The following is a 16,936-nucleotide window of genomic DNA, read 5'->3' on the forward strand; positions in this document are numbered from 1 at the left end:
GACGGTGACGGCGCGGCAGGACGGGTGGGTGCGCAGCCACTCGATGGCGATGGACCCCGAGCCGCCGCCGATGTCCCAGAGCAGTTCGCCGGGTGCGGGGGCGAGCGCGCCCAGGGTCGCGGCGCGCACCTGGCGCTTGGTGAGCTGGCCGTCGTGTTCGTACGCGTCGTCGGGCAGCCCGGGGACGGCGCCGGTCCGCGGGGCGCCGGGGGTACGGCGGCAGTCGACGGCGATCACGTTCAGCGGGTCGGCGGGCGGATGCGGCCAGTCCGCCGCTGTGCCGTCGGTGATGTTCTCGCGTTCGCCGCCGAGCTGTTCGAGTACCCGCATCCGGCTCGCTCCGAAGCCATGGCCTGTCAGGTGCGCGGCCACCTCGGCGGGTGTCGCGGCGCCCGCGCTGAGCACCAGGAGCCTCCGGCGGTCGTACAGCTCCGCGGTCAGCCGGGCGACGGGGCGGCCGACGAGGGTGACGACCTCGGTGTCCTCGACCGGCCAGCCCAGGCGGGCGCAGGCGTACGAGACGGACGAAGGGGACGGCAGCACGCGGACCCCGTCGGCGCCGAGCACCTCGGTCAGCGCCCGCCCGATGCCGTAGAACATGGGGTCGCCACTGGCCAGTACGGCGATCCTGCGCCCGGCGTGTGCCGCGAGGATCCCCGGTACGGCGGGCCGCAGCGGTGACGGCCAGGCCACCCGCTCTCCCGGGCAGCGCGAGGGGAGCAGGGCCAGTTGCCGGGCGGCGCCGATGAGGGTCTCGGCGTGCAGCAGAGCCCGCTGCGATGCGGCGGGCAGCCCGTCCCAGCCGTCGGCTCCGATCCCGACGACGGTGACGGCCGCCGGGGCGGGGGGCGGGGGTGGTGCGGGGGCCACAGCCGGGTTCCTTACGGTTTGATCGGGTCGGGGCGGGTTTCAGCCAGGTCCGGACCGGGTCGGTTCGGTATCGGTACGGTTCGGTATCGGTACGGAGTCGCATTCTGGCGGCACCTCTGTGACATGCACAAATCCCCGCCACAAGGGTCTGCCCCGGGGCAGGTGCCTCGGGGCAGACAGGACAGGCGTCCAGGGGCGGTCGCCGCCTCAGGGGGCCGCTGTGTCCGTTCCGCCGGTGCGGTCCCGCTCCCTGCGGCCACGTTCGTACGTACGCAGCACATGGACCACGCGCACCACAGCGAGCAGTCCGGCAACCACCGTCCCGGTCAGCAGCAGGGCCGCTGTGACGCGGTGCGGCAGATTCCACACGGCCGCGGGCCCGGCGATCGCACCGAACACCACCGCGCCCAGGAAGCCCGCGCTGACCAGGGCGTAGCCGATCTCGACCGTCGTGGCGTCGCGGTCGGCCCGGCTGCCGCCTGTCATCCGGTGCTCTTTCCCAGCGTGTAGTGGTCGGCCACCTGCGCGGCGCTGAGCACCCCGGGGTAGACGGCCGTCTCGTCCAGCTGCCCCTTGAAGAAGCCGCTCGTGGGGCGCGAGGGCCAGCCCGCCAGTGTGTCGCCGCCGACCCGCCAGAAGCCGCTGGAACTCTCGCTCTTCGCCACCGTGTTGCTCTCCAGGAGGTGACCGTCGACGTACAGCCGCATACCGGTCGGGCCCTGCGTCGCGACGGCCTGGTGCCATTTACCGTCGTTGTACGCCTTCGGGCTCACGAGCGTCTTGAAACCGCTGCCGCTCACTCCGAAGATGAGCTTGCCGGCATTCGTCATGTACACCTGCTTGTCGTACTTCTTGCTGTCGGCCGTGGTGTTGTCGCCGAACCCGATCAGCTTGCCGCCGGATGTGCTGGTGGTCCTGAACCAGGTCTCCAGGCTGTACTTGGCGGGCGCGGCGTACCGGCGGTCGCTGTATATCCACTGGTTGGTGCCGTTGAACCCGATCGCCGTCGACGGGCCGGTGACAGCCCCCGGGGTCTGGCGCAGCGCGGGCGCGTTGACGTCGACACCCGAGCGGTTGCCGCTCGACACGTCCGCCACGAACGGCGCTGTGTGGTCGTCGTAGCGCCAGTACAGCGAGGCCCCGTCGCCGAGGACCGCGGCCGGGTAGCGCTCCGCCGCGGCGGCCGCGGTGGCGGTGACGGCCGCCGATTTGGCGCTGGTGTTGCCCGCGGCGTCGGACGCGGTGATCCGGTAGCTGTAGCTCTTGCCCTTGGTGACCGAGGTGTCCTTGACGGACACCTGCGGCCGGGACCACATCAGCGAATCGGCCTGCACGGTCGCCATCGGTGTGCTGGACCCGTCGCGGTAGACCTTGTACGTCAGCTTCGAGTCGTCGTTGTCGAAGCTGGCGCGCCAGCTCACCTGTACCTGCCCCGGTGTCGTACTGACCGCGGTGCCCACCGGGACGGTCGGGGCGCCCTTGTCGCCGGTGGACGCGAACCGGGTGAGGCTCTGCGCGGCGGCCCCGTTGACGGTGGTGAACTCGCCACCCGACCACAGGTACTGGGTGGAGCCCGCTGTCGCGATGCTCAGCGCACGGGGGCCGATCCCCTCACCGTTGCCGTCGTTGGTGTCCGGGGTCCAGCCGAGCTTGCCGGTGCCCGTGGTGGGCTGCGCCAGGAAGTGGTGGCGCGGCCCGTTGGGGAACCCGCCGACGCTGGAGCAGTCGTGGGCGTGCGAGGCGCTGTAGAGCACGCCCTTGTACGACTTGATGGACTGGGTGGCGCCCAGGCAGGTGTCGCGCCAGCGCTGGGTGAGGCTGTCGGCGTTGAGGGCGATCCGGCCGTCGAACACGCCGAAGCCGGTGCCCTCGTTGCCGGTGTAGATCCCGGTGGCGTCCGTGTCGAGGGTCTTGACCACCGAGTTGGTCTCGATGAAGCCCGGATACGCCTTCGTCACCTTGCCCGACGTGGCGTCCACCACGGCCAGGGCGTGCGAGGTCGTTCCGTTGACCTTGAAGAAGTCCCCGCCGAGCACCGCGTTCTTGCCGTCCGGGGTCAGCGCGAGGGCACGGCCCGGCTCATCCGCGTCGGCGGTGAAGGGCAGCACCGCCCCGTCGGACGCCTTGACCGCGGCGAAGCGCTGGCGCTTCTGCCCGCTGACGGTCTTGAAGTCGCCCCCCGCGTACACCGTGTCCTTGGTCACCGTCAGCGCCCGGACGGTCGCGGCGAAGGCGGGCCTGAACGAGGTCCTGGGCTTGCAGGTGGCGATGTCGATGGCGGCGAGCGAGGACACCTTGGTGCCGTTGACGGCGCCGAAGTAACCGCCCGCGTAGAGCGTCTTCTTGTCGGGCGACACGGCCAGGGCGCGCACGGTGGCGGTACCGCTGCCGACCGTGAAGGAGAGCGTGCAACTGGTGGGTGCGCCGGTGGCGGCGTTGAAGGCGGCGAAGTTCACCGCGGACCGTGCCGTGCCCGATGCGCCGGCCGGTGGCCGCAGCGCGGAGAAGGTGCCGCCCGCGAACACCACACCGTCGCTCTGGGCGAGCGCCCAGACGATCCCGTTGGTCTGCCAGGTCGGCAGCGCGTCCGCCGTGAACGCCACCGGCGGGGTGATCGCGGACGCGCCGGGCGCCGCGATCACCCCCAGACCGGCCGTGGCGAACGACATGGCGAGAACGGCCGACAGTGTTCTCGATCTCTGCATGAACCCCCCAGAAGAAGAACCGGGCTCCGTCCGGAGGACCGCGGAACATCCGGAATACGACAAGGCCGGGGCGAGCGGGGAAGGTCCCCTGCCCACCCCAACCGCCCCGTATCTCACCGTACTTGCCGAAAGGCCTTCGTACCCGCCACTCCTCCCGGCCGACCTGAACCGGATGGGGCGGCCGATCCCGGCAGTGAATGCTTTGAGTCATAAAAAGTCAGCCAGGTGGTGCCGAGCCGCTGACTTGCCTTGAGTAGCCGACTCCGTATAGTCGGTTCCGACTATTAGGGGTCGGTGACATAGATGGCAAAGCGGAAGATCTCCAACACGCTGGCACTGGCCGTGCTGGGCCTGTTGCAGGAACAGCCGATGCACCCGTACGAGATGGCATCCACCCTGCGGGAGCGGCACAAGGACGGCAGCTTCAAGATCAACTCTGGGTCTCTGTACGACACAGTCGAGGCGTTGGTTCGGCATGGCTGGATCGAGCCGGTGGAGACGGCGCGCGATGGCAGGCGGCCAGAGCGAACCGTGTACGCGACAACCGCGTTGGGCCAGAACGAGTTCGTGCGCTGGATCGACGAACTCCTCCGCGTGCCCGTCGCGGAATACCCGAAGTTCATGGCCGCGGTGTCCTACCTCGGCGCACTCGGTCCGGACAGGGCAGCAGAAGCACTGGCCGAACGGGCGGGGCATCTGACCCAGCGGATCGATGAGACGAACAGGGTGCTGGCCGACACGGTCGGCTCTGGTGCAGTCCCCCGGTTGTTCATGATCGAAGTCGAGTGCGCGTTGCACGCCTGGGAGGCCGAGTTGGCCTGGACGCGACGGACCATCACCGAGATCCGCGACGGCAGCCTGTCCTGGCCCGAGGTCGGGCGAACCGAACAAGGATGGACCGGGTCCGCCCCCTCGGACCGGAAAGGAAGCACCCGATGACCGATGCGTTGATCGTGGGAGCCGGTCCGGCCGGGCTGCTACTCGCCGGCGAGCTCCGGCTCGCCGGCGTCGACACCGTCGTTGTCGAACGCCACGCGCAGCGGCCGGGCTTCTGCCGGGGCTTCAACCTCAACGCCCGCGCCCTGGACCTGCTGGCACGGCGCGGTCTCGCCGAGAGGCTGGTCGGCGAGGGCTGGCAAGTGCCCCACGCCGCGTTCTCCGGCCTGCCGGTGACACTCACCCTCGCAGGCGCGCATACTGACCATCCGTACTCACTGGGAATCCCGCAGACCAGGGTCGAAGAAATCCTCGAGGAGCACGCTCTCGGCCGGGGAGCCGACATCCGGCGCGGACACGAACTGCTCGCTTTGGAACAGGATTCCGAGTCTGTCACAGCCACCGTCACCACCGGCGACGGTGAGTATCACGTCCGGGCCGCGTACCTGGTCGGTTGCGACGGCGGCCGCAGCACCGTCCGTAAACAGGCCGGCATCGGCTTCCCCGGTACCGAGGCGACCCGTTTCTCCTTGCTCGGCGACGTCGAGCTCGCCGCCCCGGAAGCGTTGCCGTTCGGCGTGACCACCGGCCCCGGCGGGGCTGTATTCGTCATTCCCCGTCCTGGCTACGTCAGGATCATCGCCTCCGACCGGCAACCCCCCGCGGACAAGGACACCCCGGTCACCCTGAGCCTGCTCCAAACCGCTGTGGACGACGCGCTCGGCCGCCACGTCGAGTTGCGCGCCGCACGCTGGCTGACCCGGTTCGGCAACGCCGCCCGGCAGGCGGCCGAGTACGTCCGGGGCAGGGTCATCCTGGCCGGGGACGCCGCGCACATCCACCCGCCGGCCGGGGCGATCGGCGTCAATGCCGCCCTGGACGACGCATTCAATCTCGGCTGGAAACTAGCCGCCACCATCCGCGGCACCGCACCGGCACACGTGCTCGACAGTTACCACGCCGAACGCCACACCGCCGGTGCGCATGTGCTGGCCAACACACAGGCCCAGGTGCTGCTCGGCGAGGCCAACGATCGGCTTGGGCCGCTCACCGACCTGCTGACCCGCGTTGCCGGCCACCCTGCGGGAAACCGCGCCTTCGTCGAGACCATCACTGGACTGGACACCCGTTACCAGATGTGTCCCGACGCCAACCACCCCTGGTTGGGCCGCCTGGCGCCCGACCTCGCCCTGACCACGGGCGACGGCTGTACACGCCTGGCCGAGCTACTCGCCTCAGGACGCGGCCTGCTGCTCGACCTGACCGGAGGAAGCGCCATCCGCGATTCGGCCGCAGGATGGGCAGACCGAGTGGACCTCGTCACTGCGGCATGCCCCGACCATCCCGAACTGCATGCCATCCTCCTGCGGCCGGACGGGCACACTGCCTGGCTGCGTACTGCGGGTCACGGCTACGCCGACGGCCTCCACCCGGCGCTCCAGCACTGGTTCGGCCCGGCACGATCCGACGCCGCGTCCGCGGAAACATTCCAGACGTAGGCCAGGTGCTGCCGCCGTCGTGTCCGGTTGGCGGGTCAGAAGGGCGTGGGACCGGACAGTCCTGACCCGGGTCGGCCACCGATGCGAGGACGCCCCGTCCGAGCCCGGCGAGCACGGCTCGCGCCTCCTGCCCACCGGCTGAGCCTCGCACAAGGCGGTCCAGCCACAGTCATAGGTGGTGACTCCAGGCCGGACCGCTTTCTACGGTGGGGCCTGTGGCTACTCGTCCTCGCCGTCGTCTGTCTCGCCGTCGCTGTGTGGGTCGCGCAACCGCCGCAGGCCCGGCGCCGGAGGCCGGGTGAAGGCATACCGGCCCAGTAAGTTGATGTGGTCGTACTGAAGCGGGAGAGCCGGGCGAGCAGTTCGTCGGTGACGGGGAAGCCGTCGGGGCTGCCAGGTGCTTGACGGCCGCTGCGATGTAGAGGCTGTTGAACAGCACTACGGAGCTCAGGGCCAGGCCGAGGGCACCGAGCTGGTCCTCCAAGTCCCCGCTGCAGTGCCGGCCCCAGCCAGCAGCTTCGCCCAAGGGTCGCCCCAGCGGTCCCCGTCCATGGCGAACACGTCCCGTCGGCGAACTCCAGCCCTGGCGGCAGCGGCTCATCTGGAAGAACTCCTGATGGCCAGCGGAGTCCTGCCCGCCGTCGACAAGTACATCTGCTCCTTCCAGCGATGGCTGCCCGGTCACCTGGCCGACAAGGCCGATCCCGAGCATGTCAAGACGATCAAGCTCTTCGCGACCTGGCACGTCCTTCCTCACCTACGGGAACGGGCCGACCGGAACCGGATCACACCGAGCGTCCGCCGCTTCGCGGCCGAGCAGATCAAGTACGCGACGGCCTTCCTGGAGTGGCTCAGCGCCCGGGACAGCACCCTCACGTGTGCGGCCAGCTCTACATCGACGCATGGTTCGCGAAGAACACCGAACACGGTCGCACCTGCCTGAGGTCCTTCCTCAACTGGGCCAGGCAGAGTCGCAGGTGTCCACGCTCCCTGGCCATCCCCACTATGAAGATCTCCCGGCGGCCCACCCTGAGCGAGGACGAACGCCTGGCCACGCTCGGCCGGCTGCTGACCGACGTAGACACACCGATGCGCCTTCGTGTCGCCGGCGTCATCGTCCTCCTCTACGCGCAACCCCTCACCCGGATCGGCCAGCTGACAGTCGACGACGTGCCCCACGACGGAGAGGCCACGCTTCTGCGGCTCGGAGAGCCCGCCTCACCCGTCCCCGAACCAGCGGCAGCCCTGCTGCTGGCGTACATCGCAGACCGCGACAACATGAACACCGCCACCAACCAGGCATCCCGCTGGCTCTTCCCCGGCCGACGGGCAGGCCAGCCAGCCCGTCCCGACCACCTCTCCGCACTCCTGCGCGAGATCGGCATCCCGGTCGCAGCCGCCCGCGGCGCCGCCATCCGACAGCAGCTCCTCGAACTGCCCGCCCCGTCGTCGCGGAGGCCCTCGGCTACCACGACAAGATCACCAGCCGCCTCCTGCGAGAGACCGGCGGGACCTGGAGCCGATACGCCGCTGGCGATCACCCCCGGTCATTGGTGGGTTGGGTTCCTCGGGGAACCCACGACAGTTGAAAACGCGAGCCACCAGTATCGCCCCCAGTCAAAGGCCCTTCAGAACACGATCAAGTGCCGCCCGGCCTGCGGGCCCCCAGTGCGGCTTGCCGCCGGGTAGGCCGCGGTCCCCGTTCTGGCCCATCAGTATCAGGAACAGGCTCTTCATCGCGGCCAGCCCGTGCGCCCGGCGGATCGTTGCCTCATCCGCCTGTGCGTAGCTGTTGAAGAACCGTGAGGCGCCCTCCGGGGGGAGCAACACCCAGGCGGCGGCGAGGTCCCATGCCGGGTCGCCGGCGAAGACATCGCCGAAGTCGACGACGCCCGCCAGTGTGCCGTCCGCGACGACGACGTTTGCGGGATGCAGGTCACCATGTACCCACACCCGCGGGCCCTCCCACTCGGGAGCCGCAACCGCGTCGTCCCACACGGCCCGGATGTCGTCCTCGGCGAAGTGCCCGAGGTCCACGGCCCGCAGAAAGTGCTCGAAGCCGTCCGTGCACTCCTTGGGATGGCCGCCGCGGTCCGAGGCGTCCGGCGCGTCGGCGGGCGCCTCCACATGCAGCGCCTTGAGGAAGGCCGCCAGCATGTCGGCCGCGTGGTCCCCGCGGGTGATCGAGCCATGGTCCAGTGGGGTGCCGTCAACCCATGTCACGACGGTCCAGATCTTGGGGAAGTGCTCGGACGGTGCCCCGCTCCGTACCGGAGTTGGGATCGGAAGCGGCAGCCGCGAGGCCAGCGCCGGCAGCCAGCGGCGCTCCTTGAGCTGCGGATCGGGGAGCTTGTCCATCCGCTGCATCCGGACGGCCAACTTGTCCCCGAGGCGCCACATCTGGTTGCCCCAGCCGCCCTCCACCTTACGGATGGGCAGTTCGGCCAGGTCCGGATGCTGCTCCCGCAGCAGGTCGCGGACCAGGTACTCGCTGATCTCAATCTCGGATTCGATCACGCGAAGCCACAGTACTTGAGGCAGGTGGAGCCGGCCTTGCCCTTGGAAGATCCAGTCCCCGGTACCCCGCTGGCGATCACCCCCGGTCACCGGCGGGCTGGGTTCCTCAGGGAACCCACGACAGTTGAATACGCGAGCCCACCAGTACCGGAGCCCTTGACAGGTAACAGGGCCAACTCTAGCTTCCCCCGATGGTGAAACGATTCATTCCCGCGTCGTGACGGAGCCGAACATGATCAGCAGAAGACGACTGCTCAGCACCACCGGAGCGGCCCTGGCGGCAGCCGCGGTAGCGGGAGCGGCGCCGGCCGCCCGCGCCGCCGGGGCTTCCGGAGCCGCGGGGCGGCGGAAGGGCGCGGAAGCCGCCGTCCGCGTCACCGGGCCGACCGTGGAGTACGCCGGGCGGCCGCTCGGACTCGACGCGGCGCAGCCGCGGTTGAGCTGGCCGCTCGTGTCCGGCGGTCACGACCTGACGCAGACCGCCTACCAGATCCGGGTCGCGACCGACCCCGCCCGGCTGTCCGAGCCCGATGTGTGGGACAGCGCCAGAGTGACATCGCCGGATTCGCTCCTGGTGCCGTACGCGGGGCCGCCGCTGCGCTCCCGTACGCGCTACCACTGGTCGGTGCGTGTCTGGGACGACCGGGGCGAGGTCTCCGAGTGGAGTGAACCCTCCTGGTGGGAGACCGGTCTGACGGAAGCGTCGGACTGGTCGGCGCAGTGGATCGGCGCGCCGGCCGCGCTGGTGGCGTCCCCCTCGCTTGACGGCGCGTCATGGATCTGGTTCCCCGAGGGTGATCCGGCGAACAGCGCCCCGGCGGGGACCCGTTGGTTCCGCGGTGGCGTGGAGGTGGCGGCCGGTGTGACCCGGGCCCGGCTCGTCATGACCGCCGACGACGGGTTCACCGCGTATGTGAACGGTACTCAGGTCGCGCACACCACACCGTACGGACCCGCGGAGACCTGGCGCCGTCCGGTCGTCGTGGACATCACCGGGCTGCTGCACCCGGGCGCCAATGTGGTGGCCGTCGCCGCGGTGAACGCGCTGGAGGGGGCGGCGGGGCTCATCGGCCTGCTGGAGGTGACCGGCGAGGAGGGCCCCAGGACGTCCTCCGTGACCGGGGCGGGATGGCGTACAGCGCTTCAGGAGCCCGCGGCCGGCTGGGAGTCCACGGGTTTCGACGACGGTTCCTGGCAGGCCGCGCGGGTGCTCGGTGCGTGGGGTACGGGGCCCTGGGGCGAGGTGGCCGCGTCGACGGCGCCGGCCGCCCAGCTCCGCCACGAGTTCCGGTTGCCGTCAAAGCCGGTCGCACGCGCCCGGCTGTACTCCACGGCGCTGGGTGTCTACGAGGCGAGTCTCAACGGCGAGCGGGTCGGCGAGGACCAGCTCGCCCCTGGCTGGACGGACTACCACCACCGCGTCCAGTACCAGACGTACGACGTGACCTCACTGCTCGCATCGGGGGCCAACGCGCTGGGGCTCACGGTCGGATCGGGCTGGTACGCGGGCCATGTCGCCTCGTTCGGTCCGCATCAGTACGGCGGCATTCCGGCGGTACTGGCCCAGTTGGAGGTGGTGTACGAGGACGGTACGACCGATCGCATCGGGTCGGGTGCCGACTGGCGTGTCTCGACCGGTCCGGTGACCGACGCCGATCTGCTGATGGGCGAGCACTACGACGCCCGCCGGGAGACCCCCGGGTGGACCCGGGCCGGTTTCGACGCCTCGGGGTGGGTCCCGGCCGCCGTCGTGACCGGGGTCGCGGCCCGGCCGGTGGCCGCGGTCGACGCCCCGTCGCGCGTGGAGCGTGAGATCACGGCCCGCGAGGTCACCGAGCCCGAGCCGGGCGTCTTCGTCTTCGACCTCGGCCAGAACATGGTCGGCTCGGTCCGTCTGCGGGTGCCGGGCAAGGGCAGGGCGGGGACCACGGTGCAGCTGCGCCACGGTGAGGTGCTCAACCCCGACGGCACGCTCTACACGGCCAATCTGCGCACCGCCGCGGCCACGGACACGTACACCCTGGCGGGCCGGGGCACCGAGACCTACGCCCCGCGTTTCACGTTCCACGGATTCCGCTATGTCGAGGTGACGGGCTATCCGGGCCGGCCGCCGCTGAGCGCCGTGACCGGCCGGGTCATCCATACGTCGGCGCCGTTCACGATGGAGTTCAGGACGAACGTCCCGCTGCTCAACCAGCTGCACAGCAACATCACCTGGGGCCAGCGCGGCAACTTCCTTTCGGTCCCCACCGACACCCCGGCGCGTGACGAACGGCTCGGCTGGACCGGTGACATCAACGTCTTCGCGCCCACCGCGGCCTACACCATGGAGTCGGCACGGTTCCTCACCAAGTGGCTGTCCGATCTGCGCGGCAACCAGACCGCGGAAGGCAGCTTCACCGATGTGGCTCCGGCTGTGGGGCCCATCGGCAACGGGTCGGCGGGCTGGGGCGACGCCGGGGTCACCGTGCCCTGGGCGCTCTACCAGGCGTACGGGGACACCCGGGTGCTGGAGGAGTCCTGGGACTCCATGGTCAGGTGGCTCGGCTATCTGCGGCAGCACAGCGACGGGCTGCTCCGCCCGGCGGAGGGGTACGGGGACTGGCTCAACGTCGACGACGAGACACCCAAGGACGTCATCGGCACGGCCTGTTTCGCGCACAGCGCCGACCTGGTCGCCCGGACGGCGGGCGCGCTCGGCAAGGACCCGGCGCCGCACCGCGCCCTCTTCGAGCAGATACGTACCGCCTTCCGCGCCGCGTATGTCTCCGCGGACGGCAGGGTCGAGGGCGACACCCAGACCGGCTATGTGCTGGCCCTCTCCATGGATCTGCTGGCGGACGGCGAACGCGGACCGGCCGCCGACCGGCTGGTCCAGCTGATCAAGGACAGGGACTGGCACCTGTCGACGGGCTTCCTCGGCACACCGCGGCTGCTGCCCGTGCTCACCGCCACGGGCCACACGGATGTCGCGTACCGGCTGCTGCTCCAGCGCACCTTCCCGAGCTGGGGCTACCAGATCGACCGCGGCTCCACGACGATGTGGGAGCGCTGGGACTCGATCAGGCCCGAGGGCGGTTTCCAGGACGCCTCGATGAACTCCTTCAACCACTACGCGTACGGCTCGGTCGGCGAGTGGATGTACGCGAACATCGCGGGCATCGCCCCCGGCGCTCCCGGATTCCGTCGTACGGTCATCAGGCCGCGTCCCGGCGGCGGGGTGACGGAGGCCGATGGCCGCTTCGACTCGCGCTACGGCCCGGTCACCACCCACTGGACGACGTCCGGCGGGTTCCGGCTCACCGTGTCGCTGCCGCCCAACACGACGGCGGAGGTGTGGATCGCCGCCGGCCGGGCGTCCGATGTCGACCACGGAGCGGCCACGTTCCTGCGGATGGAGGACGGGTGCGCCGTCTTCCACGCCGGATCGGGGACGCACCGCTTCGCCGTCCGGGCCGCCGACTGACTTCCTGGGCCCGGGGAGAGCGGTGGCGCCACTGGCCGGATCCGAAGCATCCGGCCAGTGGCGCCACCGCTCCGTAGGTCAGCTCCGCACCGTGAAGCCGTCCACGATCATGTACTGACCGCTCCTCATCGTGCCCGTGAGGGTGTGCACACCGGCCGGGAGACCGCTGACCGACCAGAGCTTCTGCTGGTACTGGCGTGAGCCGCTGGTGGCGTCGGCCGTCTCCCGGTGGACCCCGTCGACAGCGATGTCGATCAGTCCCTCGTCCGCGTTCAGCTCGGTGAGGAAGTCGGCCCCGGTGCCGTTGAAGGTGAACGTGAAGGAGTCGCCGACGGAGGTGGTGGCGTCGATGTCGTTCTGGAACGAGCCCTCACCGCCGGCCTGGGCGCCCCGCCAGCCCCAGCCGCCCCCGGTATAGGTCACACCGGCGGTGTTGTTGTACTCCTGTGGCCCGGTGGGCTTGACCAGCGTGATGCCGGTGGCGGACTGGGCGCGCCACACGCCGAGTGTGACAGTGCTGCCGGGGGCGAGCTTGTGGTAGACCGCCCAGAAGCTGTCGCGGTCCGTCACAGCGGTGCCGTTCACGGACCGGATCACATCGAGGGAGCGCAGCCCCTGGCCGTAGGCGTAGGAGGTGGTGGGGACGGCAGGCAGGTACAGCCCGTCGAAGTCGCCGAGTCCGACGGCCGACTGGGTCGCCTTGTCGTGGATCTGCCGGGCGGTGGCGCCCATCAGCGGCTCGGGCTGGGTCTCGATCACGGTGTCGGGTCCGGGGCCGGCCGGCCATCCCACCGCGGGAGGTGTCGCCTCGCCCGGCCTTCCGGTGCCGAAGCGGTCCATCGGGAAGTCGACGAATCCCAGGGCCTTCGCGGGTGAGCCGGCGGCCGGTGTGTAGTCCGTCATGGCGGGCGAGTCCCACGGCGAGCCCCCGGCGAACCGCGGATCGGCGGTGACCGAGTGGGTGTCCAGACGGCCGGTGCTCCATTCGCCGGGCAGGCCGACCGGCTGCCCGTTGTTCCAGAACAGGTTGTTGTCGGCGGTGTACTTGGCGGCGGCGGGGTCGCTGCCGGTGAGCGAGTAGGGCGAGTCGGCCAGGATGATGTTCTTGGTGATGGCATCGCCGTTGTCGCGGTGCGAGATCTGCTCGTAGACCGATCCGCCCACGACGATGTTGTTCGTGACCGTCCGTTTGAATCCGTCGCGCAGCTTGATGCCCGCGCCGAGGAGCAGGTTGTTCTTCACGACGTAGTTGCTCGACCCGTCGTCCAGGTCGATGGCCCATTCGCTGTTGTGCCAGATCCGGTTGTCGCTGATCGTGATCGGGCGGACCACGTCGAGCAGCGAGTAGCTCTTCTGCAGGGCGTCGGACTCGGCGCTGGGGTTGATGCTGGGCCCGGCGATGGGCCAGTAGCGGTCCCGGCCCCAGGCGTTGACCGGTCCGTGGTCCGAGGTCTCCTTCACACAGTCGAAGATGTCGTTGTACTGGATCCGGTGTCCGCCCCAGGTGCCGTCGTTGACGTTGACACAGGACCGCGGGCTGCCGTGGATGGTGTTGTGGGAGACGGTGACACGGCTGCTCATCGAGATGTTGACACCGGCGCTCTGCTTCTCGAACCGGCCCATGTCCGCCATGCTGTTGCCGCTGATGTCGATGTCGCGCGGGTAGTCGTCCGTTCTGGGGCCTGGTGTGAGATCCGTGGGCGGGTCGACCATGTGCGCCCAGGTCGACGGGTTCCGGACGGCCCTGACCGAGCCGACCACCTGGACGTCGCTCGCGCCGGATCCCGCGAAGGTGTTCCCGGTGACGGCGTCGCCCTTGTTGTAGCCGTCGATGAAGACGCCGTTGCCGCCGGCCTGGGCGAAGGAGGAGTGCGAGACGGTGATGTTCCTGGCGTTCTTGATGTGGACGGCTCCGGCCCGCGCCACCGCCCAGTCACCGAGCTGCAGTGGCTCGTACGGGGTGTCGAAGAGGGTCCGGTGCGTGGCGGTGTAGGTGAAGCCGTCGAACGTGAGGTCATGGACCGGGCGGGAGGGGGACGCGCCCTCGGCCCGGACGAGTTCGTCCAGTTCGGCCGTGTCCACGGTGGTCCTCGACAGATCGGTGCCGGCCGGCGGGATCATGTACAGCTTGCCGGTGTCCCGGTCGTAGAACCACTCGCCGGGCGCGTCGAGTTCCTCGAACACGCCCTCGGCGACGACGTGCGCGGTGTCCACGTCGCCGCCCCGGTTGTTGTCCCCGGCCCACTTCAGCCGGAGGCCGGAGGCGTCGCGCCCGGTGATCGTGTAGTCGTTGCCGCCCCAGTGGGAGGAGTGCAGACCGCGGATGTCGCCGGTGGCCGGGTTCTTCCACCGCGCCGAGCGGGTGTTGAGGGTGGCCATGGTGGTCGAGCCGCCCAGTACGGCGGTGTCCGGGTCGAAGTTCGGGTAGCGGGCGAGCACTTGGCGGGTGCCGCCCACGAACAGCCCGTCGATCTTGCGGTGTGCGCCGATGTCCGTCACCCGGATCGCGCTGTTGTGCCGGTCGGCCGTCCACCGGCCGGTGACTCTGCGGCCGCCGCTGAGCACGGCCCGCTCGCCCGGGTACGAGGAGTAGGTCACCGGTGCGGACGCGGTGCCCGAGTCCGCCGCGCCGAGCTTCAGGGTGGCGGCCAGGTGATAGGTGCCGCCGCGGACCCAGACATGGACCGGGTGGCCCGTCCTGGACGCCTTGCGCGCGGAGACCTGCGCGGCCGCCAGGGTCAGCAGGGGTGCGCGGGTGGAGAGCCCGGAGTTCCGGTCGCTGCCGGACACCGATACGTAGATGTTCCGGTTGGCGGGCGCCTGGGCCGCTGCTGCGGTGCCCGCGGTGAGCGCGGGCGCGGCGCCCATGGTCACGGCGGCGATGACCGCCGTCATCGCGAGCCGGCGCTTCGGCGCGGCTCTGCCTCCTGGTCTGTCGTCCGGGCTGCGGTGCACGTCTGACTCCCTGGCACGTAAGGGGCGGACTGTCCGGCAGAGTTGTCTGCCGCAACGAGCTTTCATCCGATGTATGGATGAATTCTCGATCGGGCGGAACTCTGCTACCCGCCTCAGCCAGGTGTCAAGAGGTCCGACACCAGATCAACACCCTTATTCCGCTGCCCAGTTGTCCGATGTATCAGGAGAGGAGCAGGGAACGCGGAAGGGGGCGGTCGGATCGACCGCCCCCTTCCGGTGGCGCACCCCGCCGAGGTCACTTCCGGCGTACGCCCTTGAGCTCCTGCGCGATGTCGCCCACGGCCGCCCAGCTGAACGCCATGGCGGGACCGATGGTCGCCCCGGGCCCCGGATAGGTCTCGCCCATCACCGCAGCGGACACATTGCCCGAGGCGTACAGCCCCTTGATGGCGGTGCCGTCCTCGCGCAGGACCCGCGCGGACCCGTCGGCGACCAGGCCGCCCTTGGTGCCGATGTCCCCCGGGTGGACGGGGATGGCGTAGTACGGGGCCTTGTCGAGCGGGGCGAGGTTGGGGTTGAGCAGCGTCGGATCGCCGTAGTAGCGGTCGTAGACGCTCTCGCCGCGCCCGAAGTCCTCGTCACGGCCCGCCCGCGCGAAGCCGTTGAACCGCTCGACGGTGGCGCGCAGCCGCTCGGGTCCCGCGCCGATGGCGGCGGCCAGTTCCGGCAGGGATCCGGCCTTCTTCACGAAGCCGCTCGCCAGCCACTTCTTCGGGAAGGGCTGGCCCGGGAAGAGCCCCATGAAGATGTAGCGGGCCTTGGACCGGGCGTCGAGGATCAGCCAGGACGGCACGGTCGAGGCGTCCGGGCTGTGGTGGGCGTACATCTCGTCGACGAACTGGTGGTACGGAGCGGCTTCGTTGGCGTACCGCTCCCCCGCGCCGTTGACGATGACCATGGAGGGGATGCCGCGGTCGGCGACCAGGAAGAAGGGCTTCTCACCGGGGCCCGGCGGTACGACGGACGGGGCGCCCCACATCTTGTCGAGCAGGTCCGTCGCGGCCCCCGCCTCGACACCCAGCCGCAGCGCGTCGCCGGTCTGTCCGTCCGACGCCGAGGTCCAGGCCGTCGATGTGGGCGCGGGCAGATACTTCTCGCGCAGCTGCTGGTCGTGCGAGAAGCCGCCGGAGGCGAGGACGACGCCGCCGTGCGCCTGGATGGTGACGGGCGAGCCGTCGCGCTCGGCGCGTACGCCGGTGATCCGGCCGTCCTCCTCCACCAGACCGGTGAGCGGGGTGGAGAGCCACAGCTCGCCGCCGAGCGCGTCGAGCGACTGGCGCATCCGGGCGATGAGGGCCTGGCCGAGCGCGATGGGCTTCGCACCCCTGGCCAGTGCCCCGGCCGCCTGCATACCCACCTTGAGCGAGGTCTTCCGGCCCGCCCAGGTGCGGGCGACCATGTTGAGGAAGCGGAAGTCGTACGAGGTGATGGTGAGCCCGTACGTGGGCAGGCCGGCCTTGCGCATGGTGGCGCGGCGGTCGGCCGGGAGCTTCTTGAGATCGAAGACCAGCGGCTCGATGGAACGGCCCTGCGGGTAGCCGCCCATGGCCTCGGGGAAGTAGTCGGAGTAGCCGGGGGTGTAGGCGAATCTGACCGTGGTCCTCTCGTGGAACTCGCGGACCATGCGCGGCCCGTGCTCCAGGTAGGCGTCCTTGCGCTCGGCGGGCACCCGGTCGCCGACGGTCGCGTCGAGGTAGGCGCGGGCCTTGGCCCGGGTGTCGCCGAGCCCCGCGTCGTCCAGGTGGAAGTTGCCCGGTACCCAGATCGCGCCGCCCGACAGGGCGGTCGACCCGCCGTACAGCTCGGTCTTCTCGATCACCAGGGCGGTCAGGCCGCGCAGCCGTGCGGTGATGGCTGCCGCGAGTCCGGCGGCGCCGGATCCGACGACGACCACGTCGTAACTGTGGTCCCAGCGGGTGTTCATGGGGCGGTCCTCTCCGGCCGGGCGCCGGTCGGCACCGGCGCCC

Annotated in this window: 10 protein-coding genes; 4 read left to right on the top strand and 6 right to left on the bottom strand. The window is 70.3% G+C overall.

The annotated features are described in order from the left end of the window. From cbiE to G3I19_RS06005, 3 genes are all read right to left on the bottom strand, one after another. Nucleotides 1-870, bottom strand: an 870-nt coding sequence (gene cbiE / locus G3I19_RS05995; RefSeq protein ID WP_164260249.1) for a precorrin-6y C5,15-methyltransferase (decarboxylating) subunit CbiE, incomplete at its 3' end; no start/stop codon positions are given. Nucleotides 871-1,077: 207 nt separating this feature from the next. Next, nucleotides 1,078-1,356 carry a DUF6332 family protein gene (locus tag G3I19_RS06000; RefSeq protein ID WP_164260251.1) on the bottom strand — a complete coding sequence of 93 codons (279 nt, stop codon included), beginning with the start codon at nucleotides 1,354-1,356 and terminating at the stop codon, nucleotides 1,078-1,080. Next, nucleotides 1,353-3,575, bottom strand: coding sequence for a LamG-like jellyroll fold domain-containing protein (locus G3I19_RS06005; protein ID WP_164260252.1), 2,223 nt, complete (start codon nucleotides 3,573-3,575; stop codon nucleotides 1,353-1,355). The genes G3I19_RS06000 and G3I19_RS06005 overlap by 4 nt, the downstream gene beginning before the upstream one ends. Before the next feature lie 303 nt (nucleotides 3,576-3,878). Here G3I19_RS06005 and G3I19_RS06010 point away from each other — a divergent pair, with 303 nt between their 5' ends. The 3 genes from G3I19_RS06010 to G3I19_RS37285 all read left to right on the top strand — a co-directional run bounded on the left by G3I19_RS06010 (nucleotide 3,879) and on the right by G3I19_RS37285 (nucleotide 6,953). After that, nucleotides 3,879-4,514, top strand: a complete 636-nt coding sequence (locus tag G3I19_RS06010) for a PadR family transcriptional regulator (protein WP_164260254.1) — start codon at nucleotides 3,879-3,881, stop codon at nucleotides 4,512-4,514. Further along, complete coding sequence (locus G3I19_RS06015; protein WP_164260256.1) at nucleotides 4,511-6,010, top strand: FAD-dependent monooxygenase; 1,500 nt, start codon at nucleotides 4,511-4,513, stop codon at nucleotides 6,008-6,010. Before G3I19_RS06010 ends, G3I19_RS06015 begins: the two co-directional genes overlap by 4 nt. 616 nt (nucleotides 6,011-6,626) lie before the next feature. Continuing rightward, the gene (locus G3I19_RS37285) at nucleotides 6,627-6,953 is read left to right on the top strand and encodes a hypothetical protein (RefSeq protein ID WP_239073999.1); all 327 of its coding nucleotides are present in this window, start codon (nucleotides 6,627-6,629) and stop codon (nucleotides 6,951-6,953) included. Nucleotides 6,954-7,627: 674 nt separating this feature from the next. Here G3I19_RS37285 and G3I19_RS06025 read toward each other — a convergent pair. Continuing rightward, nucleotides 7,628-8,527, bottom strand: coding sequence for an aminoglycoside phosphotransferase family protein (locus tag G3I19_RS06025; protein WP_164260259.1), 900 nt, complete (start codon nucleotides 8,525-8,527; stop codon nucleotides 7,628-7,630). 232 nt (nucleotides 8,528-8,759) lie between these two features. Here G3I19_RS06025 and G3I19_RS06030 point away from each other — a divergent pair, with 232 nt between their 5' ends. After that, nucleotides 8,760-11,993, top strand: a complete 3,234-nt coding sequence (locus G3I19_RS06030) for an alpha-L-rhamnosidase (RefSeq protein WP_164260261.1) — start codon at nucleotides 8,760-8,762, stop codon at nucleotides 11,991-11,993. A gap of 78 nt (nucleotides 11,994-12,071) precedes the next feature. On the opposite strand, the gene G3I19_RS06035 is transcribed toward G3I19_RS06030, so the two are convergent. Next, the gene (locus G3I19_RS06035; protein WP_343234998.1) at nucleotides 12,072-14,948 is read right to left on the bottom strand and encodes a PDZ domain-containing protein; all 2,877 of its coding nucleotides are present in this window, start codon (nucleotides 14,946-14,948) and stop codon (nucleotides 12,072-12,074) included. Nucleotides 14,949-15,204: 256 nt separating this feature from the next. Continuing rightward, nucleotides 15,205-16,893: an FAD-dependent oxidoreductase gene (locus tag G3I19_RS06040; protein ID WP_164260263.1), complete on the bottom strand. Its 1,689-nt coding sequence runs from the start codon at nucleotides 16,891-16,893 to the stop codon at nucleotides 15,205-15,207. Nucleotides 16,894-16,936 lie beyond the last annotated feature (43 nt).

It is taken from the genome of Streptomyces sp. SID10853 (assembly GCF_010548145.1).
GTDB lineage: Bacteria > Actinomycetota > Actinomycetes > Streptomycetales > Streptomycetaceae > Streptomyces.

What these genes read in the sequence shown, in the direction of transcription:
- G3I19_RS06015 (WP_164260256.1), top strand. Translation starts at nt 4,511, where the DNA reads ATGACCGATGCGTTGATCGTGGGAGCCGGTCCGGCCGGGCTGCTACTC.
- G3I19_RS06005 (WP_164260252.1), bottom strand. Translation starts at nt 3,575, where the DNA reads ATGCAGAGATCGAGAACACTGTCGGCCGTTCTCGCCATGTCGTTCGCC.
- G3I19_RS06030 (WP_164260261.1), top strand. Translation starts at nt 8,760, where the DNA reads ATGATCAGCAGAAGACGACTGCTCAGCACCACCGGAGCGGCCCTGGCG.
- G3I19_RS06040 (WP_164260263.1), bottom strand. Translation starts at nt 16,893, where the DNA reads ATGAACACCCGCTGGGACCACAGTTACGACGTGGTCGTCGTCGGATCC.
- G3I19_RS37285 (WP_239073999.1), top strand. Translation starts at nt 6,627, where the DNA reads ATGGCCAGCGGAGTCCTGCCCGCCGTCGACAAGTACATCTGCTCCTTC.
- G3I19_RS06000 (WP_164260251.1), bottom strand. Translation starts at nt 1,356, where the DNA reads ATGACAGGCGGCAGCCGGGCCGACCGCGACGCCACGACGGTCGAGATC.
- G3I19_RS06010 (WP_164260254.1), top strand. Translation starts at nt 3,879, where the DNA reads ATGGCAAAGCGGAAGATCTCCAACACGCTGGCACTGGCCGTGCTGGGC.